Source organism: Sphingomonas sp. 10B4, assembly GCF_035019905.1.
GTDB classification, from domain to species: Bacteria; Pseudomonadota; Alphaproteobacteria; order Sphingomonadales; family Sphingomonadaceae; genus Sphingomonas; species Sphingomonas glacialis.
On record NZ_JASJVC010000007.1, the window covers coordinates 1 to 23,480 of the forward strand.

At 68.0% G+C, this 23,480-nt stretch carries 24 protein-coding genes; 13 read left to right on the forward strand and 11 right to left on the reverse strand.

The window, feature by feature from the left end; genetic code table 11:
* Positions 1 to 194 precede the first annotated feature (194 nt).
* From QN347_RS03475 to QN347_RS03485, 3 genes are all read left to right on the forward strand, one after another.
* A complete protein-coding gene (locus QN347_RS03475) occupies positions 195 to 1,280 on the forward strand; it encodes an ATP-binding cassette domain-containing protein (RefSeq protein WP_323493965.1) in 1,086 nt (361 codons plus the stop codon).
* Between the two features lie 28 nt (positions 1,281 to 1,308).
* Positions 1,309 to 2,103, forward strand: coding sequence for a universal stress protein (locus QN347_RS03480; RefSeq protein WP_322163746.1), 795 nt, complete (start codon positions 1,309 to 1,311; stop codon positions 2,101 to 2,103).
* An 81-nt stretch (positions 2,104 to 2,184) separates the two neighbouring features.
* On the forward strand, positions 2,185 to 2,823 hold the full coding sequence (locus QN347_RS03485; protein WP_322163747.1) for an NAD(P)H-dependent oxidoreductase: 639 nt from the start codon (positions 2,185 to 2,187) through the stop codon (positions 2,821 to 2,823).
* Here the strand turns inward: QN347_RS03485 and QN347_RS03490 are convergent.
* Complete coding sequence (locus tag QN347_RS03490; protein WP_322163748.1) at positions 2,797 to 4,017, reverse strand: acetate/propionate family kinase; 1,221 nt, start codon at positions 4,015 to 4,017, stop codon at positions 2,797 to 2,799. The genes QN347_RS03485 and QN347_RS03490 overlap by 27 nt on opposite strands.
* Positions 4,014 to 6,374, reverse strand: coding sequence for a phosphoketolase family protein (locus tag QN347_RS03495; protein ID WP_322163749.1), 2,361 nt, complete (start codon positions 6,372 to 6,374; stop codon positions 4,014 to 4,016). The genes QN347_RS03490 and QN347_RS03495 overlap by 4 nt, the downstream gene beginning before the upstream one ends.
* A 353-nt stretch (positions 6,375 to 6,727) precedes the next feature.
* Between QN347_RS03495 and QN347_RS03500 the strand changes: the two genes are divergently transcribed.
* Positions 6,728 to 9,154 carry a hybrid sensor histidine kinase/response regulator gene (locus QN347_RS03500; RefSeq protein WP_322163750.1) on the forward strand — a complete coding sequence of 809 codons (2,427 nt, stop codon included), beginning with the start codon at positions 6,728 to 6,730 and terminating at the stop codon, positions 9,152 to 9,154.
* On the opposite strand, the gene QN347_RS03505 is transcribed toward QN347_RS03500, so the two are convergent.
* Positions 9,151 to 10,209 carry a transporter gene (locus QN347_RS03505; protein WP_323493966.1) on the reverse strand — a complete coding sequence of 353 codons (1,059 nt, stop codon included), beginning with the start codon at positions 10,207 to 10,209 and terminating at the stop codon, positions 9,151 to 9,153. The two genes, QN347_RS03500 and QN347_RS03505, sit on opposite strands and share 4 nt — an antisense overlap.
* 19 nt (positions 10,210 to 10,228) lie before the next feature.
* On the opposite strand from QN347_RS03505, the gene QN347_RS03510 reads away from it, so the two are divergent.
* Genes QN347_RS03510 through xth form a run of 4 tightly spaced genes read left to right on the forward strand, consistent with a single transcriptional unit; the run spans position 10,229 to position 13,269 of the window.
* Positions 10,229 to 10,615: a DUF393 domain-containing protein gene (locus QN347_RS03510; protein WP_322163752.1), complete on the forward strand. Its 387-nt coding sequence runs from the start codon at positions 10,229 to 10,231 to the stop codon at positions 10,613 to 10,615.
* Complete coding sequence (locus tag QN347_RS03515; protein ID WP_322163753.1) at positions 10,612 to 11,106, forward strand: DUF427 domain-containing protein; 495 nt, start codon at positions 10,612 to 10,614, stop codon at positions 11,104 to 11,106. The genes QN347_RS03510 and QN347_RS03515 overlap by 4 nt, the downstream gene beginning before the upstream one ends.
* Positions 11,107 to 11,116: 10 nt before the next feature.
* Positions 11,117 to 12,472, forward strand: coding sequence for an AarF/ABC1/UbiB kinase family protein (locus QN347_RS03520; RefSeq protein WP_322163754.1), 1,356 nt, complete (start codon positions 11,117 to 11,119; stop codon positions 12,470 to 12,472).
* Positions 12,469 to 13,269, forward strand: coding sequence for an exodeoxyribonuclease III (xth, locus tag QN347_RS03525; RefSeq protein ID WP_322163755.1), 801 nt, complete (start codon positions 12,469 to 12,471; stop codon positions 13,267 to 13,269). Before QN347_RS03520 ends, xth begins: the two co-directional genes overlap by 4 nt.
* Here xth and QN347_RS03530 read toward each other — a convergent pair.
* From QN347_RS03530 to QN347_RS03540, 3 genes are all read right to left on the reverse strand, one after another.
* Entirely contained in the window at positions 13,262 to 13,537 is a 276-nt protein-coding gene (locus QN347_RS03530; RefSeq protein WP_229839168.1) for a hypothetical protein, read from the reverse strand. The two genes, xth and QN347_RS03530, sit on opposite strands and share 8 nt — an antisense overlap.
* A gap of 38 nt (positions 13,538 to 13,575) precedes the next feature.
* Positions 13,576 to 13,797 (reverse strand): hypothetical protein, encoded by a 222-nt coding sequence (locus QN347_RS03535; RefSeq protein ID WP_133188340.1) that lies wholly within the window; start codon positions 13,795 to 13,797, stop codon positions 13,576 to 13,578.
* A gap of 99 nt (positions 13,798 to 13,896) precedes the next feature.
* Positions 13,897 to 14,922: an alpha/beta hydrolase gene (locus QN347_RS03540; protein WP_323493967.1), complete on the reverse strand. Its 1,026-nt coding sequence runs from the start codon at positions 14,920 to 14,922 to the stop codon at positions 13,897 to 13,899.
* A gap of 152 nt (positions 14,923 to 15,074) precedes the next feature.
* On the opposite strand from QN347_RS03540, the gene QN347_RS03545 reads away from it, so the two are divergent.
* Positions 15,075 to 15,374, forward strand: a complete 300-nt coding sequence (locus QN347_RS03545) for a putative quinol monooxygenase (protein WP_322163757.1) — start codon at positions 15,075 to 15,077, stop codon at positions 15,372 to 15,374.
* A gap of 25 nt (positions 15,375 to 15,399) precedes the next feature.
* On the opposite strand, the gene QN347_RS03550 is transcribed toward QN347_RS03545, so the two are convergent.
* Positions 15,400 to 15,657, reverse strand: a complete 258-nt coding sequence (locus QN347_RS03550; protein ID WP_322163758.1) for a hypothetical protein — start codon at positions 15,655 to 15,657, stop codon at positions 15,400 to 15,402.
* On the reverse strand, positions 15,654 to 16,334 hold the full coding sequence (locus QN347_RS03555; RefSeq protein WP_322163759.1) for an arylesterase: 681 nt from the start codon (positions 16,332 to 16,334) through the stop codon (positions 15,654 to 15,656). The genes QN347_RS03550 and QN347_RS03555 overlap by 4 nt, the downstream gene beginning before the upstream one ends.
* Between QN347_RS03555 and QN347_RS03560 the strand changes: the two genes are divergently transcribed.
* Positions 16,325 to 17,026 (forward strand): ABC transporter ATP-binding protein, encoded by a 702-nt coding sequence (locus QN347_RS03560; RefSeq protein ID WP_322163760.1) that lies wholly within the window; start codon positions 16,325 to 16,327, stop codon positions 17,024 to 17,026. The two genes, QN347_RS03555 and QN347_RS03560, sit on opposite strands and share 10 nt — an antisense overlap.
* On the forward strand, positions 17,023 to 19,512 hold the full coding sequence (locus tag QN347_RS03565; protein WP_322163761.1) for an ABC transporter permease: 2,490 nt from the start codon (positions 17,023 to 17,025) through the stop codon (positions 19,510 to 19,512). The genes QN347_RS03560 and QN347_RS03565 overlap by 4 nt, the downstream gene beginning before the upstream one ends.
* Here the strand turns inward: QN347_RS03565 and arfB are convergent.
* Complete coding sequence (gene arfB / locus QN347_RS03570) at positions 19,509 to 19,931, reverse strand: alternative ribosome rescue aminoacyl-tRNA hydrolase ArfB (protein ID WP_189674758.1); 423 nt, start codon at positions 19,929 to 19,931, stop codon at positions 19,509 to 19,511. The two genes, QN347_RS03565 and arfB, sit on opposite strands and share 4 nt — an antisense overlap.
* 84 nt (positions 19,932 to 20,015) lie before the next feature.
* On the opposite strand from arfB, the gene QN347_RS03575 reads away from it, so the two are divergent.
* Complete coding sequence (locus QN347_RS03575; protein ID WP_322163762.1) at positions 20,016 to 20,501, forward strand: GAF domain-containing protein; 486 nt, start codon at positions 20,016 to 20,018, stop codon at positions 20,499 to 20,501.
* Between the two features lie 297 nt (positions 20,502 to 20,798).
* A complete protein-coding gene (locus QN347_RS03580; protein WP_323493968.1) occupies positions 20,799 to 21,494 on the forward strand; it encodes an RcnB family protein in 696 nt (231 codons plus the stop codon).
* A 7-nt stretch (positions 21,495 to 21,501) separates the two neighbouring features.
* On the opposite strand, the gene QN347_RS03585 is transcribed toward QN347_RS03580, so the two are convergent.
* Positions 21,502 to 22,821: a M20/M25/M40 family metallo-hydrolase gene (locus QN347_RS03585; RefSeq protein WP_322163764.1), complete on the reverse strand. Its 1,320-nt coding sequence runs from the start codon at positions 22,819 to 22,821 to the stop codon at positions 21,502 to 21,504.
* Positions 22,822 to 22,959: 138 nt separating this feature from the next.
* A complete protein-coding gene (locus QN347_RS03590) occupies positions 22,960 to 23,412 on the reverse strand; it encodes a universal stress protein (protein ID WP_133188318.1) in 453 nt (150 codons plus the stop codon).
* Positions 23,413 to 23,480: the final 68 nt, after the last annotated feature.

The following is a 23,480-nucleotide window of genomic DNA, read 5'->3' on the forward strand; positions in this document are numbered from 1 at the left end:
GGCCGGGGGGGGTCTGCGCCCGGGGGTTGCCATGGGGGGGGGGGGGGGGGGCAGGGGGGGGGGGGGGGGGGGCGGGGGGGGCCCGCCGGGCCGGGGGGGGGGGGGCGGCGGCGGCGGCGACACTCGCGTGCCTCGGCACGCTGCTCCTCGTCGCAGATCGGCTCGCGACCGCACTGGAGGCCCCGGGGCGGGCGGTGCAACGCGCGACCGGGGCGTTGAAGGACGAGCTCGCCGCACAGGCTGCCGCCGCTGCCGAGCTCCGCTGTTACGCCCTCGAAGGCTGGGCCGCGGCGCGAATTGCCGAACGGAGCGAGACGCTCGGGGACGCCGTCGAAGCGCAAGCTGCGGTGATGGGCTGGTTCGAACTGGCGCAGGCAGTGGCGATCGCGGTCGCTGCGGGTGCGGTGGTCGTGCTTGCGCGGGGGCATGGTGCGGCAGTGATGGCGCTCTCCGCCCTCGCCGCGGCGATGACGATCGATGGCGCCGCACCGTTGGTGCGAAGCCTGGCGCAGCGCGGCGCAGTCCGCGAGGCGGAGGCGCGGCTGGGCGCACTGCTCGACGGCGGATCGCTATCACCGACACGCCAACTGGCGGTCGCGTGTCCATCGATTACCTTTGCGTTTGCCGATGGCCCACTGCTTCCCGGCGCACGAGTCCAGCTTGCCGGACGTTCGGGAGCCGGCAAGACACGCTTGGTCGAAACGCTGCTCGGCCTCCGGCCCGCCGAGCGCGGACAGGTCTGGTTCGACGATCGCGACCTCGTCGATATCGCGAGCGACCTCCGCCGCGAGATCTTCGGCTGGGTCCCGCAGGACGCGGCTTTGCTGTCGGGAACCGTCCGCGACAATCTGCTGCTAGGCTGTGCGCAGGCCGACGAGGCGGCGCTCTGGCAGGCGCTTCACGATGCCGCGCTCGACATGCGGGTACACGGTTTGCCGCAGGGGCTCGACAGCTGGATCGGCGAGAACGGTGCGCGGCTGTCGGGCGGCGAACGGCGGCGGCTCGCGCTCGCGCGGGCCTATCTCCGCCCGGCGTCGTGGCTGGTGCTCGACGAGCCGAGCGAAGGGCTCGACGCCGCGACCGAGGAAATGGTTATAGCGCGCCTCGCCGCCCGCCTGACGAGAACGCGGCAAGGACTGTTGCTGGTCAGCCACCGGCCGGCGTTCGCCGCGTTCTGCGACCAAGTCGTATCGCTCGACGTGCCAGGGTGGGCGCTGCGGGGCGGTCCGCCGCGCGTATCCGTAGGTTTCCCGATATCGGCGGGTGCCGCCGCCGCATAGCGTCGCATCATCATCAAGGGAGGCGGCGATGAAAAATGTTCTATTGCTCGTGCACGACGATACCGGGCAGGAATCGCGGATCCAGGCTGCGCTCGATCTGACCCGTGCGCTCGACGGCCATTTGTCGTGCGTCGACGTCGTGGTTCCGGCAACGCTCAACGGTGATTATTATGGCATCGCCGCGGTCGGCTTGCTCGAGGACGAACGGACTCGCGAATCCGAAAACAAGATCGAAATCGTCGCGCGGCTCGCCCGCGAGGATGTACGCTGGGATTGGACCGACGCGACTGGGCCGCTCGCCGACTCGGTGCTCGACGTGGCGAAACTCGCCGACCTGATCGTCCTGAGCCGCAAGCTCACCGATGAACGCGATCCCGACATGCGAGACGTCGCGAGCCGCGTGCTGATGCAAGCGCGCACGCCGATCGTTGCGGTGCCCGACACGCTGACGCGGCTCGCGCTCGCGCGCGTGCTGATCGCCTGGGATGGTCAGGGATCGGCAGCCGCGACGCTGCGGGCGTGCGTGCCGCTGCTGGCGCTTGCCGACGCGGTCGAGATCTTCATGGCGCGCGATGGCGGCGAGCGCACCGAGCCGACCGAGGCGGCGGAATATCTTTCGCGTCATGGCATCCACGCGACCATCCGGACGATCGACGACGGACTAACCGCCCCCGACCGTTTGATCGAGGCCGAAGCCGCACGCTTCAACGCCGATTACATCCTGATGGGCGGCTACACCCACGGTCGCCTGCTCGAGACGTTCGGCGGGGTGACCAAGCGGATGCTGGGCATTTGCAAACTGCCGTTGGTGCTGAGCCACTGAACGCATCCGCGCGGTCCTCCGTAGAATCCCGTAGCGCGCGGTCCGGCACCGCAGGGTATCGCGTTTATAAGGAGATCTCGCATGCCTGACACTCGTTCCAAGCCACCGCGGCACGTCGTCATCCTCTGCCATCCCGAGCAGGACAGCTTCAACGCAGCGATGGCCGCAGCGTATAGCGCGACGGTGCGCGAGCAAGGCCATGAGGTGATCGTCCGCGATCTCTATGCGATGGGGTTCCATCCCGTGCTGAAATCGGCCGAGCGCCCGGGGCCAGGCGAGCGCCAGTTTGCAGACGTCGCCGAAGAGCTCGCGGTGCTCAAGGACAGCGACGTCTTCGTCCTCGTCTATCCGATCTGGTTCGGTGGGCCACCGGCGATGCTCAAGGGCTATGTCGAGCGTGTGCTCGGCAGCGGGGTGCTGCCCGACGCGGTCTACGAGGGTACCGCCAAAGGCGTGCTGGCGGGCAAGCAATTGCTCAGTTTCACGACCTCGGGCCTGAAGGAGATATGGCTCGACGAGATGGGCCAGTTGCGCGCGCTCACCCAGGCGTTCGACCATTATATCGAACACGCCTTTGCGATGGCGCCGTCGCGGCACGTGCATTTCGGCCATATCACCCCCGACATGGAGCCGGGCTGGGCGCGGCGCCACCTCGAGGAAGTCCGCGGCCAGGCGCGCGCGATCGTCCGCGCGCTAGACGGGCTCGTCGTCGCGGAGTGAGGGGTTGCTCGCGCCGAGCAGGTCGGCACTGTGCAGCGCGATCTGCGCGTCCTCCTGCGCGGCGAGCACGCGGAGCACGACGCGCGAGGAATCGCCGCTGATCGTCTCGGCGCCAGCGGCATTGCGGGCGGGATCGAGCGCGACTCCCATCCAGGCGAGAGCCGTCGCGGCGGTCGCTCGCACCCCGCAATCATGCTCGCCGATCCCGCCAGTGAAGACGATCATGTCGACCCCACCGAGCGAACACGCCATCGCGGCGAGCATCTTGGCGAGCGAGTGCCCGAACATCGCGATCGCAAGCGCGGCGTCGGGCTCGGTCGGTGCGGCGGCGTTGAGCCTGCGCAGGTCGCTGTCGATCCCCGATATGCCGAGCATTCCGCTCTCGCGGTCGACCAGCGTGGCCAGCGTCGCGGGCGTGTAGCCGCAGTCGCGCAGCAAATGCAGCAGGATGCCGGGATCGAGGTCGCCGGTGCGCCGCCCCATGATCAGCCCGCCGGTCGGGGTCAGCCCCATGCTGGTGTCGATCGAGCGGCCGGCGCGCACCGCGGTGACGCTCGCGCCATTGCCGAGATGCGCGATGATCAGCCGCTCGGGCAAAGCCGGCCCGAGGTGTCGAACGATCGATTCACACGAGAGGCCGTGGAAGCCGTAGCGCCGTACTCCCCGATGGCGCAGTGCCTTGGGGAGCGGGAGTGTGCTCGCCACCGCCGGCATCGTCGTGTGAAAACTGGTGTCGAAACACGCGATCTGCGGGCAACCCGGGAAATATCCTTGCGCGGCGTTTATCGTCGCCAGCGTGGCGGGGATATGGACTGGCGCGAAGCTGCGGACGCTTTCAAGCTGATCGAGCACCGCATCGTCGATCAGCACCGGCGCGAGCAAGCGCGGCCCACCGTGGACGAGGCGATGCCCGATCGCCGCCGGTGCTGGAAGGTCCGAGCGTTCGAGCACATCGACGACGTGGCCGATCCACGATCCTGGCGCGGCCTCGCCGAGCGAATGGTCGACATGGAAGCGTCCGGTGGCGGAAGCTGCATGCAGCCGAACCGCACCGCCGCCCTCGGTCTCGATCTCGCCCGTCAGCAGCGGCTCGGCCTTGCCTTCGGCGACATCGAACAGCCCGAACTTGAGCGACGACGATCCGCCATTGAAGGTCAGGATCACCGTCCCCGCGCTTCCGGCTGCAGCAGTCACGCCGACCAGCGCCAGTCCAGGATCTCGGGCAGATCCTCGCCATGTTCGGCGATGTAGAGCTTGTGGCGTTCGATCGCCGCCCAATAGCGGTCGCGCGCCGCAGGCACTTGCGCCTTCAGCCTGGGGATCCGCTCGATCGCGTCGAGCGCGAGGCGATAGCGGTCGAGATCGTTGAGCACGACCATGTCGAACGGCGTCGTCGTCGTGCCCTCCTGCTTGAAGCCGCGGACGTGGATGTTGTGATGGTTGGTGCGGCGATAGGTCAGCGTGTGGATCGTCGCCGGAAAGCCGTGAAACGCGAAGATCACCGGCGTGTCGGTGGTGAACAGCGCATCGAAGGCGTGATCGTCGAGTCCGTGCGGATGTTGATCGCTCGGCTCGAGCACCATCAGGTCGACGACGTTGACGAAGCGGATGCGGATGTCGGGGACTTGCTCGCGCAGCAGCATCACCGCCGCCAGCGCCTCGAGCGTGGGGACGTCGCCCGCGCAGGCCATCACGACATCGGGCGCGTCGTCCTGCACGCCCGCCCAGTGCCAGATCCCCGCGCCCGCGGTGCAATGCCGCACCGCCTCATCGATGCCGAGCCATTGCCACTCTGGCTGCTTGCCCGCGACGATCAGGTTCACATAGTCGCGGCTGCGCAGGCAGTGATCCGCCACCGACAGCAGGCAATTGGCGTCGGGCGGGAGGTAGATGCGCGCGATATCGGAGGTCTTGTTGGCAACCTGATCGATAAAGCCCGGATCCTGGTGCGACAGGCCATTATGGTCCTGCCGCCAGACGTGCGAGGTGAGCAGATAGTTGAGCGAGGCGATCGGACGCCGCCACGCGATCTTGCGGCTGACCTTGAGCCATTTGGCGTGCTGGTTGAGCATCGAATCGACGATGTGGGCAAACGCCTCGTAGCACGAGAAGAAGCCGTGCCGACCGGTGAGAAGATACCCCTCGAGCCAACCCTGGCAGAGATGCTCGCTCAGCACTTCCATCACGCGCCCGCTCGGGCTCAGATTGACGTCGACCGGTTCGACCTCGCCCATCCACGCCTTGCCCGACACGTCATAGACCGCGTCGAGCCGGTTCGAGGCGGTTTCGTCGGGCCCGAACAGGCGGAAGTTCCGGCTGTCGAGATTGAGCCGCATCACCTCGCGCAGATACTGGCCGAGCACGCGCGTCGCTTCGGCCTCGACCGCGCCGGGAGCGGTGAGCGCGATCGCGAAGTCGCGGAAGTCGGGCAGCGACAGCGGCTGGAGCAGCGCGCCGCCATTGGCGTGCGGGTTCGAGCTCATCCGGCGATGCCCGGTCGGGGCGACCGCCGAGATCGCCTCGGTGATCTTGCCGTTCGCGTCGAACAGCTCGGCCGGGCGATAGCTGCGCATCCAGGCGTCGAGCTGGTCGATATGCTCGGGCTTCTTGAAATTGGCGATCGGGACTTGATGCGCCCGCCATGTGCCTTCGACGGGCAAACCATCGACGATCTTGGGGCCGGTCCAGCCCTTGGGCGTCCGCAGCACGATGATCGGCCAGCGCGGGCGTCCGCGGGAAGTGGCGGGGGTTTCGCGCGCATCGGCCTGGATCGTCTTTATCGCACGCAGCACCGTGTCGAGCGTCGCGGCCATCTGCTGGTGGAGCAACGCGGGGTCGTCGCCTTCGACGAAATACGGTTCGTGGCCATAGCCGTGGAGCAGCTCGGTCAGTTCGCTCTTGCCGATCCGCGCGAGGATCGTCGGGTTGGCGATCTTGAAGCCGTTGAGGTGGAGGATCGGCAGCACCGCGCCGTCGCGCGCGGGGTTGAGGAACTTGTTGCTGTGCCAGCTCGCGGCGAGCGGCCCGGTCTCGGCTTCGCCATCGCCGACGACGCAGGTGACGATCAGGTCGGGATTGTCGAACGCCGCGCCATACGCATGGGCGAGCGAATAGCCGAGCTCGCCGCCTTCGTGGATCGACCCCGGGCATTCGGGCGAGACATGGCTCGGGATCCCGCCCGGCCAGGAGAATTGGCGGAACAGCCGCTCCATGCCGCTGCGGCTGCGCTCGATCGCCGGATAATGCTCGGTGTAGGAGCCTTCGAGATAGGCATTGGCGACCAGTCCGGGGCCGCCATGCCCCGGTCCGATGATATAGATCATGTCGAGATCGTTCGCGACGATCAGCCGGTTGAGGTGCGCGTAGATGAAATTGAGGCCAGGCGTCGTGCCCCAATGGCCGAGCAAGCGCGGCTTGATGTCGGCGAGGCTGAGCGGCTGTTCGAGCAACGGATTGCCGCGCAAGTAGATCTGCCCGACCGAGAGATAGTTCGCCGCGCGCCAATACGCGTCGAGCGCCGCGACCTGTTCGGGGGAAAGGGGATCGGACATGAGCGGCTCCGCAAGGGCCCCGGGGCAGGACCAGCTGCCGACGCGGCGGCCCCGCGCGCAACCGCGCGAGATCCGGCGACCGACCCGACGCTCGTCGCCGTTTGAACGCGCGCTCGCTATACGGGCTTACCCGTAGAGCGCTCCGCTTGCATCCACTGCAGCGGCTTGCGGGCATATTCGCGATCGCGGCGAGGACTGACACGTCGGACCCCGGCACCCATCGCCACAATCGTCGAAATTGCTGGTGTGATGAGAGGTTGCGATGTGCCCTACGAGCACGGTAACGCTACTTTCCGGCATGCGCGCGCATGCCGCTTGCGGAGGTAGGGTTGGTACGCGGAACGCAAGACGGCATGCCGGAACGCAGCGGAACCGCTGCGCGCTCGCGCGTGGCCGACTTGCTGGACGCCGTCGACTGGGCGGCGCATCCGCTGGGCCCGCGCGAGGGCTGGCCGACATCGCTCAAGGCGACGCTTCATCTGCTGCTGGCGTCGCCCGAGTCGATGTACCTGGTGTGGGGCGAGACACGCACTTTCTTCTTCAACGACGCCTATGCGCCGATCCTCGGGCCACGCATCGACGGGGCGATGGGCGCGCGCTTCGACGTGGTATGGGCCGATGCTTATGCTGCGGTCGAACCGATGTTCCTCGATGCCCTGCGCGGTACGCCGTTCCGCGTCGTCGATCATCCCGTTCCGATGGCGCGCTGGGGCGAGCCCGAGGAAACGTGGTGGACCTTTTCCTTCTCGCCCGTCTTCGATGATCTGGGCGCGATCACCGGGGTGCTGTGCATCACCAGCGAGACGACTGCGACGGTCGTCGAGGTCGAATCGAAGCGCCGCGTCGACCTTGCGCTTCAGCAAGCCGAGCAAAGCCTGCGTCGCGCCGAGGAAGCGGGGCACATCGGCGTCTTTACGGTCGACCTCGCGGAGGGAACGTTCACCGGATCCGCCGAGTTCTACCATTTGTTCGGCCTATCCGATGATCGAACGACCGACGTGACTCGGATCGAGGACATGATCCTGCCCGAGGATGCCGCGATCGGCTCGAATGCCGCGGTGCGAGCCTCGCAGGCGATGGCGTTGCAAGTCGAATATCGCATCCGTCGCGCCGATACGCAGGAAGTGCGCTGGATCGAACGTCGCGCCGAATTCGAATATGATGCGAACGGCACCGCGGTGCGGCTGCTTGGCGTGGTGCAGGACGTGACCGAGCGCCGCGCGGATCGTGACGCGCTCGCCAAGCTCAACGCGACGCTAGCGGCGACGGTGGTCGAGCGCACCCAGGCCCTGCTGCTGCACGAGAACATCATCCAGTCGGACGCCACGGCGATTTGCGCGTTCGACACCGACTGTCGTCTCATCGCCTTCAACCAGGCGCATAACGACGCCTTTTTCCGAAGCCACGGTTTCTACACCAAGCTCGGCGAGGTGTTCTTCGAACTGTTCGTTCCCGAGCAGCGCGCGGCGATGCACGCCTTGATGACGCGTGCCTTGCACGGCGAAACCTTCGTCACCGAAGCCCAGTTCGGCAATCCAGAGATCGAAGCCCCGAGCTGGGAAATCCGCTATTCCCCGCTGCGCGACGCCGAGGGGCGGATCATCGGCGCGTTTCATCATGCGCGCGACGTGACCGGCCGGCTGCGCGCGAAGGCCGAACTCGCAACCGCGCAGGAGGCGTTGCGCCAAGCGCAGAAGATGGAGGCGATGGGCCAGCTGACTGGCGGCGTCGCGCACGATTTCAACAATCTGCTGACACCGATCGTCGGCGCGCTCGATCTGTTGCAGCGCAAGGGCCTCGGCGGCGAGCGCGAGAAGCGCTTGATCGACGGCGCTGCGCTGTCGGCCGAACGCGCGCGGACGCTGGTCCAGCGGCTGCTCGCCTTCGCGCGGCGGCAGCCGCTGCAGGCGGTTGCGGTCGACGTCGCTGCGCTGGTGCGCGGGATGATCGATCTCGTCGCCAGCACGATTGGTCCGCAGATCCGCGTACTGGTCGAGGCCCCCCACGACCTCCCCACCGCCACTGCCGACCCGAACCAGCTCGAGATGGCGCTGCTCAACCTGGTGGTGAATGCCCGCGACGCAATGCCCGATGGCGGAACGCTGCGGATCGCGGCGATGCCCGAGACGATCGTGCAGGACGGAGATCTCGCACCGGGCCGCTACATCTGCCTGTCCGTCACTGATACGGGCACCGGGATGAGCGCGGAGACGATGGCGCGCGCGGTCGAGCCGTTCTTTTCGACCAAGGGGGTCGGCAAGGGGACTGGGCTCGGCCTGTCGATGGTCCACGGCCTTGCCTCACAGCTCGGTGGCGCATTGCGGCTGCGCAGCACGGCGGGGGAGGGCACGTGCGTCGAATTATGGCTCCCGCAAGGGCAGGCTGTGGCACCGCTCGTCCCCGCAGCAGTGCCGCAATTGCTCGAGCCATCGCGCGGGACGGCGTTGCTGGTCGATGACGAGGAATTCGTGCGCTTGAGCACTGCAGCGATGCTCGGCGAGCTGGGATATGACGTAGTCGAGGCGGACTCGGCGGAGGCGGCGTTGGCGCTGATCGACGCCGGTGTGGCGCCTGATCTGGTGGTGACCGACCATCTGATGCCGGGAATGACCGGATCGGACTTCGCGCGGAGGCTGCTGCGCGGCGATCCGGCGCTGCCCGTGCTGGTGATCTCGGGCTATGCCGAGAGCGAAGGAATCGCGCCCGATCTGCCGCGGCTGACCAAGCCGTTCCGGCGCGACGAACTGCTCCGCAGCCTCGTCGCGCTCAGCCGCGGCTAGAAGCGGGTCGACAGACCGGTATACAGCTGCAGCCCAGGGGTTTCGCGGTTAAGCCCGATATACGCGGCGGCATCGAGCTGGAGCGTCTTGGTCAGCTGATACGAGGCCGCGAGATCGGCCGAATATTGCTGCGTGTTATGCCGCGGCTCGAAGCTCTCCTTGGTCCAAAATTCGGCATAGACCGTCGCATTCTTGCCGACCGGGTGCGACAGGTTGATGAGGTTGACGAGCTCGAAATGATGGCCCGTGACGGGGTCCTGGTTGGGCGAGCCTTGGTTGGCCGAGATATCGAACTCGGGGCTGGTGGTCAGCGTGAACTTGGCGGGCAGGGGAATGTTGACCGGAAGCGCTACGCTGCCCTCCCATTTGCCGTTGCCGACGACCGAACCAGCCGTCGGCGCCTTGACCGATCCGATCACCGCAACGTGCGTCATCGAACTGTCGGCGGTCAGTCGCTGCTTCGCGCGGACGAACAGATCGCCGACGCCGCCGTCGGTCGTCACGCTGCCATCGGCCATCCGCGTGCGGACGGTCTGGTACGGGGCGATGTTGACCTCGACATCGGTGTGCTTCGAGACGCCGTATTTGAGCGTGGGGTTGGTGTACAGGATCGTATCGGTGCGAACGCCGTCGAGCGTCTCGCGCGTCCAGTCGATGAAGTCGGTTTCGAGCTGGAAGGCGCCGGCGGGTACGGTGCACGCGACGCTCGCGCGCGTCGGGCGGTCGGTGCAGATCGGCGTCGGACTTGGCGCGACATTGTTTGGGAGCGGCCCGGTGCCCTGTGACGGATCGCCCTGCGCAGGTTCCTGCGCGAGCGCCACGCTCGGCATCGCTGCAAGGGCGAGAAGGATCAGTGCGCGTACGCGCGCGGTCGAGAGGGCGGTGCCGCAACGGTTGGTCATCGTCGTTCCATGCGATGCGCGCGCGGCCGGAGCAAGCGGCAGTGACATGATCGGGGTCAACCGCGACTGGTGCGTTTCCATCAGCACGGTGTCGATCGCATCGCAACGGACGCATTGCCAGCGCCCGCGTCCGGGTGCATCCGAACGCTGCACTCCGGCGTTAGGCAATCGCATGAACCGTGAAGCCCCCCTTGGATCGAAGCGCGTCACCGTCTGGTTTGACGGCGGTTGCCCGCTGTGTCGGCGCGAGATCGCCGGGATACGGCGGCTCGACCGGGCGCAGCGGATCGAGTTTGTCGACGTTTCGGGCGATGCTCCCGCGGCCTGTCCGATCGACCGCGCCGATCTGCTGGCGCGCTTCCATGCGCGCGAAGACGGCCAGATCCTGTCGGGCGCCGCGGCGTTCGCCGCGATGTGGCGCGCGATTCCGGTGCTGCGGCCGCTTGGATTGGTCGCGCGCAATCGTCACATATTGGCGATGCTCGAACACGCCTATCGTCTGTTTCTGCGGGTCCGCCCTCGGTTGCAGCGCCTCGCTTTGGGATGGGACCGCCGATGACACCCGAACCGATTCCACCAGCGCTCGGCCAGGAAAGCGTCTGGTCGTTCCCGCGCCCCGCGATCGCCGAGTTGAGTTCGGCGCGGATCGTGATCGAGCATCGCGGCGTCGTGCTCGCCGATACGCGCGCCAGTATCCGCACGCTCGAGACGAGCCATCCGCCGAGCTATTACATCCCGCGCGCCGATATTCTGGAAAGCGCGTTGCGCCGCGGTGCTGGCAGTTCGTTCTGCGAATGGAAGGGCGCGGCGACGTATTGGGACGTCGTGCTCGACGGCGAGACGCTGCCAAGCGTCGGCTGGAGCTATCCGAGCCCGACCCGCCCCTTTGCGCTGCTGAAGGATCATGTCGCCTTCTACGCCGCGCCGTTCGATCGCTGCAGCGTGAATGGCGAGACCGTCGTGCCGCAGCCGGGGGGGTTTTATGGCGGGTGGATCACCTCCGCCTTTGCCGGGCCGTTCAAGGGCGGGCCGGGCAGCCGATTTTGGTGAAGGCGTCTGCATGACCGACGATCGCGATTCTCGCGGAAAATCCGTTCCCAGCGGGCGCATCGCGCGGCTCGGGGTGTTCGGGCGGTTGGCCGGCGGGGTCGCGGGCGGCGTGCTGGCGGAAGGCGCGCGTCGGATCGCCGATGGCCAGCGGCCGAAGATGAGCGACTTGCTGCTCACCCCCGCCAATATCGGGCGCGTCGCCGATCAGCTCTCCCACCTGCGCGGCGCGGCGATGAAACTGGGGCAAATGATCTCGATGGACTCGGGCGATTTCCTCCCGCCCGAGCTGTCGCAGATCCTCGCGCGGCTGCGCAACAATGCGCATCACATGCCGCCAGCGCAGCTCCAGCAAGTGCTCGCGCGCGATTGGGGCAAAGATTGGCGGCGCCGGTTCGCGCGCTTCGATGCCGGGCCGCTCGCCGCGGCGTCGATCGGCCAGGTCCACCGCGCGCGGACCCCGGACGGGCGCGATCTGGCGATCAAGGTGCAATATCCCGGCGTCCGTGACAGTATCGATTCGGATGTCGACAATGTCGCGACGCTGCTGCGCGTGTCCGGCGCGCTGCCCAAGTCGATCGACATCGCGCCGCTGCTCGCCGAGGCGAAGCGGCAACTCCACGAAGAGGCGGATTACGTCCGCGAAGGTGAGCAGCTCGAGCGCTTCGGTGCGTTGCTGGCGGATGATCCCGCCTATGTCGTGCCGGTGCTCGACCGCGAATTCAGCGGTTCGGACGTCCTCGCGATGAGCTTTGTCGAGGGCGTGGCGATCGAATCGCTCGTCGATGCCGAGCAAAGCGTGCGCGATGCGGCGATGGAATCGCTGATGGCGCTGGTGCTGCGCGAGATGTTCGAGTTCGGCCTGATGCAGACCGATCCCAACTTCGCCAATTATCGCTATCAGCCCGCGACCGGAAAACTCGTATTGCTCGATTTCGGCGCGACCCGCCCGGTCGCGCCGGAGACGGCAGACGGCTATCGGCGGCTGCTGGAAGCCGGGTTCTCCGGAGACCGTGCGGCGGTGCGCGACGCCGCGCTCGGCGCTGGGTTCCTGGGGGATGCAGCGGTCGCGCGGCACGGCGCGCTGGTCGATCGGATGATCGACGTGATCCTTGTCGAGCTCAACCGCGCGGGCCCGTTCGACTTCGGTGACCGCGCATTCGTCGGCGTCTTGCGCGATCAGGGGATGGCGATGGCCGCCGACCGCGACACGTGGCACGTCCCGCCGATCGACACGCTGTTCGTCCAGCGCAAGATCAGCGGCACAGCCTTGCTCGCCGCGCGGCTAAAGGCGCGCGTCGATGTCAACGCGATGGTCGTGAAGGCGCTCGCGCCGGCAAGCGACCGCCCGGCCAGTGAAGCTGCGTGAAGATTGCGACGTACAACGTCAACGGGGTCAACGGCCGCTTGCCGGTGCTGTTGCGCTGGCTTGCCGAGAGTGGCCCCGACGTCGTGGTGCTGCAGGAACTGAAAGCACCGCACGACAAGTTCCCCGAGGCCGCGATCCGCGATCTTGGCTATGACGCGATCTGGCACGGACAGAAGAGCTGGAACGGGGTCGCGTTGCTCAGTCGCGTCGGTGAGATCCACGAGACGCGGCGGGGTTTGCCCGACGATCCCGACCCTGCGCAAAGTCGCTATCTCGAGGCGGCGGTCGCCGGGGTGCTGATCGGCGGCTTGTACCTGCCCAACGGCAACCCGCGGCCTGGGCCGAAATTCGAGTACAAGCTGCGCTGGTTCGACGCGCTGATCGCGCATGCCGCGGATTTGCTCGAGTCCGGTCTGCCGGTGCTGCTGGCTGGCGATTTCAACGTGATGCCGACCGAGCGCGACGTCTACAAGCCCGAGCGCTGGATCGACGATGCGCTGTTCGCGCCCGAAATCCGCGCGGCGTTCGCACGGCTGGTGGGGCAGGGGTGGATCGACGCGCTGCGCACGATCCACCCCGATGCGACGATCTACACTTTCTGGGACTACTTCCGGAACGCCTATGCGCGCGATGCGGGATTGCGGATCGATCACTTGCTGCTGAGCCCCGCGCTCGCCGGTCGCCTGGTCGATGCGCAAGTCGATCGCGACGTGCGCGGGTGGGACAAGACGAGCGATCACGCCCCCGTCCGGATCGAACTTGCCGACGCGCCCGTGCGCAAACGCCGGGCTAGCTGAGCCCCGCGAACCAATCGGCGTAGGGCGTATTGCGCGCCATGTGGCGCGTGTAATCAGGCGCGGCATCGTCCCACCAGACCGGCCCGCGTTCGCCGAGCGCGTGTTTGGCGGTATCGACCGCGGCGCGTGCGGTCTGTTCCGCGGTCTTGTCCTTGGCCCGCAGCGCCGCGCCGACCGCGCGGCGTGCATCCATCAAGTCCCCGACCAGCGCCGTGCGCGTTGCTGCGTCGAGCGCGGGATTGCTCTTGCGCCAGAGCCGCCCGCGCACGACGAAATAGCGCCCGTCGGGCGTGGTGGGATAGTCGCTCAGTGCTGTGCGCGCGCAGCAGCCTTTTGCGCGCGCGCCTGCTTGGCGTAGTGGTGGTGTGCGATCGCGCAGCCTGCGACGGCGCCCATCACGGCGTGGCCCTTGCCGACGAAATGGCCCGCAACGCCGCCGGCGGCAGCACCGCGGATGCAGCCCTTGGCAAGCACCGGCGAGGCCGAGGCGAGGGCGGCGGAGACGGCAATGAGCGAAACGATACGCATACACAATGTCCTTTGCAGAGGATCTGGAAACATCGGCCTTGCCGTTCTGGTTGCACGCTGTCGCGTGAAATTATCGTCACGTTTCGGCCGTTTCAGGAGTCACGGGCGCGCAAGTTCGGCGCGTAACAGCGGCGCGAAGCCGGCTGGATCCTCGACGTGCGGAGCATGGCCGGCGCCTGCAATGCGTACGATCCGGGCATCGCGGAAGCGACGGACCGCGACTTCGGCGGCTTGCGGCACCGTCTGGACCTGCTCGCGGACGTCCGCAGGCGCGGTATTGGCGCGAAACGCGGTCACGTCGCGCTGGCCGATAATGAGCGACACCGGCGCGGCGACGCGGTCGAGTTCGGCCGCGACGGGCTGCGTTTCGAGCATATCCGACAGCCGCGCCTGCGCGTCTCGCACGCGCTCGCCATCGGGTCCGGCATATTGCCCCGCCAGCATGGCGACCCACCGGTCATAGGCAGGTCGCCAGTCGCCGTGATAATAGGTGCGCAGTTGATACGCCTTGATCGACGCGGCGTTCGTCTTCGCCTCTTCCTGCCGCAGCGCGCCAAGCTCGGTATAGGGCACGCCTTGCGCCAGCGTGTCGTTGAGGCCGAGCGGATTGACCAGCACGAGCCGCTCGACTCGCTGCGGGTAGAGCAAGGCGAAGCGCACCGCGAGCACGCCGGCGGTCGAATGCCCGACGAGCAGGACCTTGCCCGCGTCGGCCTGGTCGAGCAGCGCTTGCGTCAGCGTCGCGAGCGAGGCGTAACTGTACTGATAGCCGATCGGCTTCGACGATTTGCAGAAGCCGATCTGGTCGGGCGCGAGGACGCGGTAGCCGTGCGCCGCCAAGTCGACGATCGTATCCTGCCATGTCGCCGAGCAGAAGTTCTTGCCGTGGAGCAGCACGACCGTCTTGCCGTTCGCCGCCGAGGTCGGCGCGACATCGAGATACGCCATCCGGACGGGCGCGCCTTGCGATTGCGTCTCGTACCAGCGGACCGGGAAGGGATAGGCGAAGCTTTCGAGATTGGCGCCGAGCGGTGTCGTCATGGGCGCGGGCTGGGACGGTGTCGCATCTTGCGCCATCGCCGATGAGGCGGTCGCGACCAGGAGGAGCGGGAGAAGACGGCGCATGGCGGGATTCCTAACCCCCGGGCAGCGGGGCACGACCGTCCAATGACCCGAGATGGCGCGGGTTCCATTGTTTCCTGGCCTCACCCTGCGCATGGCTTGCTTTGCCGCGCGCAAGACCCCAGGTCTGGGCTCACGAAACAGGAGTGAATTTCATGGCCGTCAAGATCGTCGCCTTCATCACCGTCAAGCCTGGTTCGGAAGAGGATTTCATTGCCGCCGCACGCACCTGCGTCGCCGCATCGCGCGCCGAGCCCGGTGTGCTTCACTACGAATTGTGGCGCGAGAACGAGGGCGCACAGCGCTTCGTGTTCAACGAGCTCTACGTCGATGACGCCGCCGTGCAGCAACATATGGCATCGGACCATTTCAAGGCCCTCGGTCTCGCCGCGCGCGATATCGCGACGGCGCGACCCGAGATCATCGTCACCCATCCGATCGACGTCGCCGACTGACCCCGCAGCTCGCGGCGCCGCGCGCTTAGTCGTCGTGCTGCTCGGTGAGCTCGATGAAGCGTCGCGCCGCCGCCTGGTCTGCGGTGGAGGTGAACGCGACGTCGAGATCGGGTGCCGCGCCGAGCATGTGGAGTAGCGTCCACAGGCCGAAACGCCGATCGCGGTCCTGCTCGAGCCCGAAATCGACGCGCATATGCTCGATCCCGGCCTGAAGCGCGGCGGGCGTGACGGCGGCGAGGTCGCTGCTCCCGAAGTAGCGCAGGAACTGGTCGTCGAGGTTCATTGCCGGGCACCCTGCGCAAGCGCACCGCGGACGCTGGGCAGCAAGCGGCCGACGATGATGTCGACGCCGCGGGCGTTGGGGTGAAGGCCATCGGCCTGAATCAGCCGGGGGTTCCCGGCGACGCCGTCGAGGAAGAAGGGGTAGCGCGGGATCGCATGCGCCTTGGCAAGGGCTGGATACACGCCGTCGAACGCGCTGACATAGTCGGGCCCGAGGTTGGGCGCCGCGCGCATGCCGGCGAGCAGCACGGGGATGTGGCGCGCCTGCAATTCGGTAAGGATCGCGTCGAGGTTTGCCTTGGCCTGCGCGACGGGAAGCCCGCGCAGCATGTCGTTCGCGCCGAGCTCGACGATCACCAGATCGGGCTTCGCGCCGAGCCCGCGCAACCCCCAGCGCAGCCGCGCACGCGCCTGTGCCGCAGTGTCGCCGGCGACCCCGCCGTTGCGAACCGTCGCCGCAATCCCGGCGCCTCGCAGCGCGGCTTGCAGCTTGGTGGTGAAGCCCGCTTCGGGGGGCAGGCCATAGCCCGCGGTGAGGCTGTCGCCGAACGCCCAGATCAGCGGCGCCTTGGGCGAGGCGGTCGCCCCGAACGGAACGACGACCGAAAGCAATGCGAGACCGCTGGCGACGATTTGCCGTTGCCAGCGATATCGCCCAAGGAAGACCGATGATGCCATCCACCGTCGATAGCGCGTTGATCGCCGCGCGCAATGTTTCGCTTGTCCTCGGGCGTCCGCCCGCCAGCGTCGAGATCCTGCGCGGGGTCGATCTCGATGTTGCTGCGGGCGACAGCGTCGCCTTGCTCGGGCCGTCGGGATCGGGAAAATCGTCGCTGATGGCGGTGCTGGCCGGGCTCGAGCGCCCGACCGGCGGGACCGTCTCGGTCGCCGGGCTCGATTTCACGACGCTCGACGAGGATGCGCTCGCGGTCGCGCGACGTGGACGGATCGGGATCGTGCTGCAGGCCTTCCATTTGCTCCCGACGATGACCGCGCTCGAAAACGTCGCGGTGCCGCTCGAACTGGCCGGGGAGGGCGATGCCTTCGCGCGCGCCGCGGCCGAACTCGCGGCGGTCGGGCTCGGCCACCGGATCGGCCATTATCCGGCGCAACTGTCGGGCGGCGAGCAGCAGCGCGTCGCGATCGCGCGCGCACTGGTCGGACGCCCCGCGCTGATCTTTGCCGACGAGCCGACCGGCAATCTCGACACGACGACGGGCGCGTCGATCATGGATATTCTCTTCGCGCGGCATGCGGCGAGCGGGACGACATTGTTCATCATCACCCACGATCCGGGGCTGGCAGCCCGCTGTGCCCGCGTGATCGAGCTTGGCGACGGGCGGATCGTCGGCGATCGGCGTAGCGCGTGACGCTCGTCTGGCGGCTGGCGCTGCGCGATTTGCGGCGCGGCGGGCGCGGGCTGTTGCTGCTCGCGATCTGCCTGTTCCTCGGGACCGCGGGGCTCGCAGGGATCGGTAGCCTTGCCGCGAGCATGATCGCCGCGCTCGATGTCGATGCGCGGCAGATCCTCGGCGGTGACGTCGAGTTCAACGTCTCGCAGCGCCGCGCAAGCGTCGATGAGCTCGCCGCGTTCGCGCGGATCGGGCGCGTTTCGGAGACGCTCTCGCTGCGCGGGATGGCGAGCGTAGGCGGTGCCCCGGTGCTGGTCGATCTGCGCGCGACCGATGCCGCCTGGCCGTTGCTTGGGCGCTTCCGCCTTGCGCCGGGGGCGTTGGCCAAGCGGCCGCATGGGCGCGAGATCGCGATTGCGCCCGCGCTGGCCGATCGGCTCGGCGTTAAGCCTGGCGATACACTCTCGCTCGGTCGGGCGCGGCTCCGCGTCATTGGCCTGATCGCGAACGAACCCGACCGGCTCGGGGCTGGCTTCGCGCTGGGGCCGCCGGTGCTGGTCGATTTCGCCGGGCTCGACGCGACGGCGCTGCTCCAGCCCGGCAGCTTGTACGAAAGCCATTACCGTATCGTGCTCGCGCAGCCCGGACGGGCGCCGGCTGCTCGCGATGCCGTGCTCCGCCAGTTTCGCGGCGCGGGCTGGTCTGCGAAGCTGAGCGATCAGGCGGCGGGCGGTTTCCGGCGCGGGATCGCGCAGCTCGGGCAATTCCTGCTGCTCGTCGGGCTTGCCGCGCTGGCGATTGCCGGGGTTGGCGTCGGCAGCGGCGTGGCCGCGTACCTTGCCGGCAAGGCGAAGATCATCGCGACGCTGAAGGTGCTGGGAGCGCGGTCGCGGACGATTGCGGCGATCTTCCTGGCGCAGCTCGGCGTCGTCGCGGCGGTCGGCATCGGGGCGGGGCTCATCGTGGGAGCGGCGCTGCCGTGGATCGTCACGGCATTTGCCGGTTCGGCGTTGCCGGTGCCGCCGCGTCTCGGCGTGTATCCGGTGCCTTTGCTGACCGCGGCGATCCTATCGGTGTTGGTCGCACTGCTCTTCGCGCTTCCCGCGCTGGCACGCGCGCGCTCGGTCCCGGCGGCGACGCTGCTGCGCGATACGCTGTCGGCGCGGCGCTGGCCGAGCCTCGGCGTGTTTGGCGGGATGATCGTTTTGATCGTGGCGCTGATCGCGCTCGCGGTCGCGACGGCGTCGGATCGCTGGCTGGCCTTGGGCTTCGTCGGCGCGATCCTCGCGTTGATCGCGTTGTTATGGGGCTGCGGTGTCGCGATCCGCGCGATCGCGGCGCGGCTGCCGCGTGCGCGCCACCCGTTGCTGCGGCTGGCGATCGCCAATTTGCACCGCCCCGGTGCGCAGACCGACCGGCTCGTCGTCGCGCTCGGGCTCGGCTTCTCGCTGTTCGTCGCGCTCGCGGTGATCGATTCGAGCCTAGGTGCCGAGCTGCGCAACGCTGCTCCCGCCAAGGCGCCGCGCTTTTTCGCGATCGACTTGCAGCCCGACGATGCCGCCACCTTCACGCGCGCCGTCCGCAGCGCGGCACCGAGCGCGACGATCGAGGCGCTGCCGTCGCTCCGCGGATCGATCGTCGCGCTGCGCGGGGTGCCGGTGAGCGCGATCAAGACGCTGCCGGCCGATGCGTGGGTGCTGCGCGGCGACCGGACGATCACCTGGGCGGCTCAGCTGCCGCCGCGCAATGCCGTCGTTGCCGGACGGTGGTGGCCCTCCGACTATCGCGGGCCGCCGCTGGTGTCACTCGAGGACAAGGCCGCCGCTGCGCTCGGGCTGAAGATCGGTGACACGATCACCGTTTCGGTGCTCGGCGTCGACGTGCCCGCAAAGATCGCGGCGCTGCGCAAGATCGACTGGGGCGGGCTCGGGCTCAATTTCGCGATTGTCTTCTCGCCCGGTTATATCGAGGAAGCGCCGCACGGCCTGCTCGCGAGTGTCTATGCCGCCCCGGCAAGCGACGGCGCGATCGCCCGCCAGGTTGCGACGGCCTTGCCCTCGGTCACGCTGATCCGCGTCGGCGACGTGATCGGACAGGTCAGCGCGATCCTCGGCCAGATCGCGCTCGCGATCCGCGCGGCGGCCGCGGTGACGGTCGCGGCCGGCATCGCGGTGCTGATCGGCGCGGTCGCGGCGTCGGGCGCGACGCGGCGCTACGATGCGGTGATCCTCAAGCTGCTCGGCGGCAGTCGCCGGCAGGTGCTCGGCGCGCAGGCGCTCGAATATGCGATCCTGTCGCTCGTCCTCGTCGTCGTGGCGCTGGCGATGGGATCGGCAGCGGGCTGGTACGTCGTCACGCAAGTGTTCAAGATCGGCTGGGCGCCGCGCTGGGATGTGATCGCGATGACGCTCGGGGCGGCCGTCGCGCTGACGCTCGGAACCGGGCTCGCGGGGAGCCTCCCGGCGCTGCGCGCGCGGCCCGCGAGCGCTTTGCGCGATCTCTAGTCGGTCACCTTGCCGCGGAGCGACTTGACGCTCGATCGCTTGGTCTTGCCGTCGAGCCGCTTGGCCTTCGCGGCCTTAGACGGCTTGGTCGGGCGGCGGCGCTTGGGGACGATCGTCGCCTCGCGGATCATCGCGACGAGGCGTTCGCGGACTTCCTGGCGGTTGAGGAGTTGCGAGCGCGCGCCTTCGCTGCGCAACACCAGCACGCCGTCGCGCGTCAGCCGCGATCCCGCCAGCACAGCGAGCCGGTTCTTGACCGCATCGGGCAGAGACGGCGAGGCGCCGACGTCGAAGCGCAGCAGCACCGCGCTGTCGGTGGTGTTGACGTGCTGGCCCCCTGGTCCACCGGCGCGGGTGAACGATTCCTGGAGTTCGTCGCTGTCGATGCTGATCGAGCGGGTGATCGGGATGGCGGCCATCGCGCACCCCTAAAAGATAAGCGTGGCGCGGTCGATCATGCAGGCGCGCTTTCACATGCGGTGCGAACGCGGTAGGGGCAGGGCATGTACGACTTCACGATCGACCAAAGCTCGAAGACCGAGCTCTACCGCGACCTCCTTTCGGCGCTCGATGCGCTGACCGATGGCGAACACGACGCCGTCGCCAATATGGCGAATGCCGCCGCGTTGATCTGGCAGTATCTGCCCGATCTTAACTGGGCGGGATTCTACAGGCTGGTCGGCGATACGCTCGTCGTCGGGCCGTTCCTCGGCAAGCCCGCCTGCATCCGCATCGCCATCGGCGACGGTGTGTGCGGCGCCGCCGCAAAGACGCGTACGACGCAGCTGGTCGAGGACGTTCACGCCTTTCCCGGCCATATCGCGTGCGACGCGGCGAGTCGGTCCGAACTGGTCGTGCCGATCGTCCATGACGGGCGGCTGATCGGCGTGCTCGATCTCGACAGCCCGAGCGCGGCGCGCTTCGATTCGGCCGATGCCGCGGGCTGCGAAGCGCTGATGGCGCTGCTCGCGCCGCGCATCGCGAGCTGATCCGAAACGGGACAGCCGTTAATCTAGAATCGCAGTGAGCGAAATGGTAGCTGACGGGTTAACACTTCGTACACACTTTGTGTGCGGCGCGGTTCCGGAGGCTTGACGATGCGACCCTTGATATTGGCCACACTGACGCTGGTCACTGCGTTTGGCGCGGGGCAGGCAGATGCGCAGCGCGTCCGTGGTGGGGCTGTTCCGGGGGCGCCGTATCCGGTGCCCAACGGAGCGATGCCCGCGCCGCCCGCGCCAATGCAGATGCAACCGCAGATGCAGCAGCAAATGCAGCGGCCGCCGATGAACGCGCCGCACCCGTCGTACAACGGCACGCGACCCGTCAACCGGCCCGATCGGCAACGCTGGGGCGGCGGCACCGGCGGCCATTGGCAGGGCGGCACCAACGCACCGGGCGGGTGGAACGCCTATCGCCAGCCGTCACGCGGCTATCGCCTGCCGCGGTATTGGTCTTCGCCGAACTTCTTCATCGGCGACTTTGCCGGTTACGGTCTGTCGGCTCCGCCCGCGGGCTATGGCTGGTATCGCTATTATGACGACGCCGTGCTGCTCGACTCGCGCGGTCGGGTCTATGATTCGGTCAATGGTCTGGACTGGGACGGCGGCTATGACGATGGCGGCTACGGCGCCGGCGGCTACGATCAGGCGGGTGGCTACGGCCGATCCTACCCGCCGCAGCGCCACCCCGCGCCGCTGCCGCCGATCGTCCAGAACGGCAACGTCACGACCTATTCGACCTCTTCTGGGTATGGCGGCGGATACGCCACGAGCTATGGCGGCGGTTATGCCTATCCGGGCGCGACCACCACGGTCGTGACGATCCAGTCGGCACCGATCGTGACCACGACGACGACCGAATATGTCGAAACCGTCCGCGAACGGCACGTCTATCGCGCCGCCCCGCGCAAGCGCTATTACCGTCCGGTGCGGCGCAAGCCCGTATGCCGCCCGGTCGAACAGCCCGTCCTGGGAAGCTGACCGGCCGCTACTTCGTGCGCGGCTCGGGTCCGGCAAAGCTCACCACGCTTTCCGACCCCTCCGCCGCGACAGCGCTCACGCCGACGAAGTGATCGTCGACGCTGATATCCTTGAGCACCGTGCTCGTCGCGCCGGCGGGCACGTCGCGTGAGGTCTGCCAGTCCTGCGTGTCGTTGCGGCGCCAGTGGACGCGGTACGTGCTGGCGCCGGGGACCGGCTGCCACTTCACCGTCGTGTCGAAGCTCAGCGCACCTGCGACCGTGACGCCATCGGGCGCGGCGGGGGCGGCGGCGAGGCGGCGGATCGTCGCGATGTTGATCGCGGTGACCTTGGCGAGATACGGGAAGTCCATCTTGTCGACCGTGTCGCCATACGGGATTCCGTTCTCGACGCGCACGTCCTGGTGCTGCTGCGTCCAATTCTCGGCGCCGACCGAAAAGCGCACCGCCGGATAGCCGAGCTTGAGGAACGGCTCGTGATCGCCGCCCCGCCCGAAGCGGTCGGGCCGGCGGTCGACGAACACGTCGAGCCCGCCGGGGATCGTGCCGGCGACACCGTCGATCGTCTTGGCGAGGCTGCGCGAGGGGCCGTCGTCTTCGCCGCCATTACCGCGCCGCGCGAGTTGCGCGGGGACATCCTCGATCGCGCGAATGCCTTCGGAAAAGACGCGGACGCGGTCGGCGACGCGGACGCCGTTCTGCCCCATCGTATTGCCGACGATATCGTTGTTGAGCATCGCCGAAACGGTCCAGCCGCGCGCCTTGGCGGTTTCCGCGAGCAGCGTGCCGCCGAACAGGCCCTGTTCCTCGCCCGAGAACACCGCATAGACGATCGTCGCGCGGAATTTTTCCTTCGACAGGATCCGCGCCGCCTCGAGCACGAGCGCAACCCCCGATGCGTCGTCGTTCGCGCCGGGCGCGTCGTGCGTCGCATCCATGCCGTCGCTGATTCGACTGTCGATATGTGCGCCGACGATGATCACGCGCTTGGGGTCGAGCCCGTGCTGGAAGCCGAGCACATCGACGACGTTGACGCCATTGGGAGCGCGCGCGTTGGTGAAGGTCCGCGCGATATTGGCGACGGTGATGCAGCCGTTGCAGCCATCGGCGATGCGCGTGAGTTCGCCACCCGTCCATGTCCGCGCCGCGCCGATCCCGCGCACCGGATCGTCGGGCGACGACAGCGTGTGGCGCGTGCCGAAGCTGACGAGTTTCTCGACCGTCGCCTTGAGACGTGCCGGGTCGGGCGCGGGGTGCGCTGCGTCCTTGGCGACGGCGGGTGTGGCAAGAATCGCGAGCATCGCGGCGGCGGTGGGAAGGGTGCGCATCGCCGCATCGTGGCGGGATCGCGGTATCGACGCAAGCCGCTCTGCCGTTCAACCTTCACCGGCATCCATGCGCGGCCGTTCGATTTACTGGCATACCGCATGGACCCCGGATCAAGTCCGGGGTGACGGGGTGCTGTATCAACTCAGCCGGTCGATCGCTTCGCGGTCGAGCGAGCCGGGGATGATCATCAGCGGGATCGGCAAGGCCGCGTCGGCGCCCGCGAAATGCGCGACCAAGGGCCCTGGCACCCCGCTCGCCGCCGCGGCGAGCACGAGCGCGGCGATATCGGGATTCGCGGCGATCATGTCGCGGATCACCTTCGGGCCTTCACCCTGTCGTACCGTCAAAGCCGGCTTGAGCCCCGATTCCTGCAGCAAGGTGCCCGCCGCTGCGGTGACGAGGCCCTCTGCGTGCTGGCGCGCTTCTTCCTCGATCGTCGCCTGGATGCCGGCGAACGCCGTGAATTCGGTCGGCGGGATCAGCGCGAGGATCTCGACCCCGCCCCCCGTCTTGACCGCGCGTCGTGCCGCGAAGCGCAATGCGATGCTGCTTTCTTGTGTCTCGTCGATCACGACCAGATAGGTCCGCATGGCGCTCGCTCTCCCCCCGCAGCGATATTGTGAGCGATAGGTGGGGCTAAGTAGCGCATCGTGCAAGC

What these genes read in the sequence shown, in the direction of transcription:
- QN347_RS03480 (WP_322163746.1), top strand. Translation starts at nt 1,309, where the DNA reads ATGAAAAATGTTCTATTGCTCGTGCACGACGATACCGGGCAGGAATCG.
- QN347_RS03485 (WP_322163747.1), top strand. Translation starts at nt 2,185, where the DNA reads ATGCCTGACACTCGTTCCAAGCCACCGCGGCACGTCGTCATCCTCTGC.
- QN347_RS03495 (WP_322163749.1), bottom strand. Translation starts at nt 6,374, where the DNA reads ATGTCCGATCCCCTTTCCCCCGAACAGGTCGCGGCGCTCGACGCGTAT.
- QN347_RS03500 (WP_322163750.1), top strand. Translation starts at nt 6,728, where the DNA reads ATGCCGGAACGCAGCGGAACCGCTGCGCGCTCGCGCGTGGCCGACTTG.
- QN347_RS03510 (WP_322163752.1), top strand. Translation starts at nt 10,229, where the DNA reads ATGAACCGTGAAGCCCCCCTTGGATCGAAGCGCGTCACCGTCTGGTTT.
- QN347_RS03515 (WP_322163753.1), top strand. Translation starts at nt 10,612, where the DNA reads ATGACACCCGAACCGATTCCACCAGCGCTCGGCCAGGAAAGCGTCTGG.
- QN347_RS03520 (WP_322163754.1), top strand. Translation starts at nt 11,117, where the DNA reads ATGACCGACGATCGCGATTCTCGCGGAAAATCCGTTCCCAGCGGGCGC.
- QN347_RS03535 (WP_133188340.1), bottom strand. Translation starts at nt 13,797, where the DNA reads ATGCGTATCGTTTCGCTCATTGCCGTCTCCGCCGCCCTCGCCTCGGCC.
- QN347_RS03540 (WP_323493967.1), bottom strand. Translation starts at nt 14,922, where the DNA reads ATGCGCCGTCTTCTCCCGCTCCTCCTGGTCGCGACCGCCTCATCGGCG.
- QN347_RS03545 (WP_322163757.1), top strand. Translation starts at nt 15,075, where the DNA reads ATGGCCGTCAAGATCGTCGCCTTCATCACCGTCAAGCCTGGTTCGGAA.
- QN347_RS03550 (WP_322163758.1), bottom strand. Translation starts at nt 15,657, where the DNA reads ATGAACCTCGACGACCAGTTCCTGCGCTACTTCGGGAGCAGCGACCTC.
- QN347_RS03560 (WP_322163760.1), top strand. Translation starts at nt 16,325, where the DNA reads ATGATGCCATCCACCGTCGATAGCGCGTTGATCGCCGCGCGCAATGTT.
- QN347_RS03555 (WP_322163759.1), bottom strand. Translation starts at nt 16,334, where the DNA reads ATGGCATCATCGGTCTTCCTTGGGCGATATCGCTGGCAACGGCAAATC.
- arfB (WP_189674758.1), bottom strand. Translation starts at nt 19,931, where the DNA reads ATGGCCGCCATCCCGATCACCCGCTCGATCAGCATCGACAGCGACGAA.
- QN347_RS03575 (WP_322163762.1), top strand. Translation starts at nt 20,016, where the DNA reads ATGTACGACTTCACGATCGACCAAAGCTCGAAGACCGAGCTCTACCGC.
- QN347_RS03580 (WP_323493968.1), top strand. Translation starts at nt 20,799, where the DNA reads ATGAACGCGCCGCACCCGTCGTACAACGGCACGCGACCCGTCAACCGG.
- QN347_RS03585 (WP_322163764.1), bottom strand. Translation starts at nt 22,821, where the DNA reads ATGCGCACCCTTCCCACCGCCGCCGCGATGCTCGCGATTCTTGCCACA.
- QN347_RS03590 (WP_133188318.1), bottom strand. Translation starts at nt 23,412, where the DNA reads ATGCGGACCTATCTGGTCGTGATCGACGAGACACAAGAAAGCAGCATC.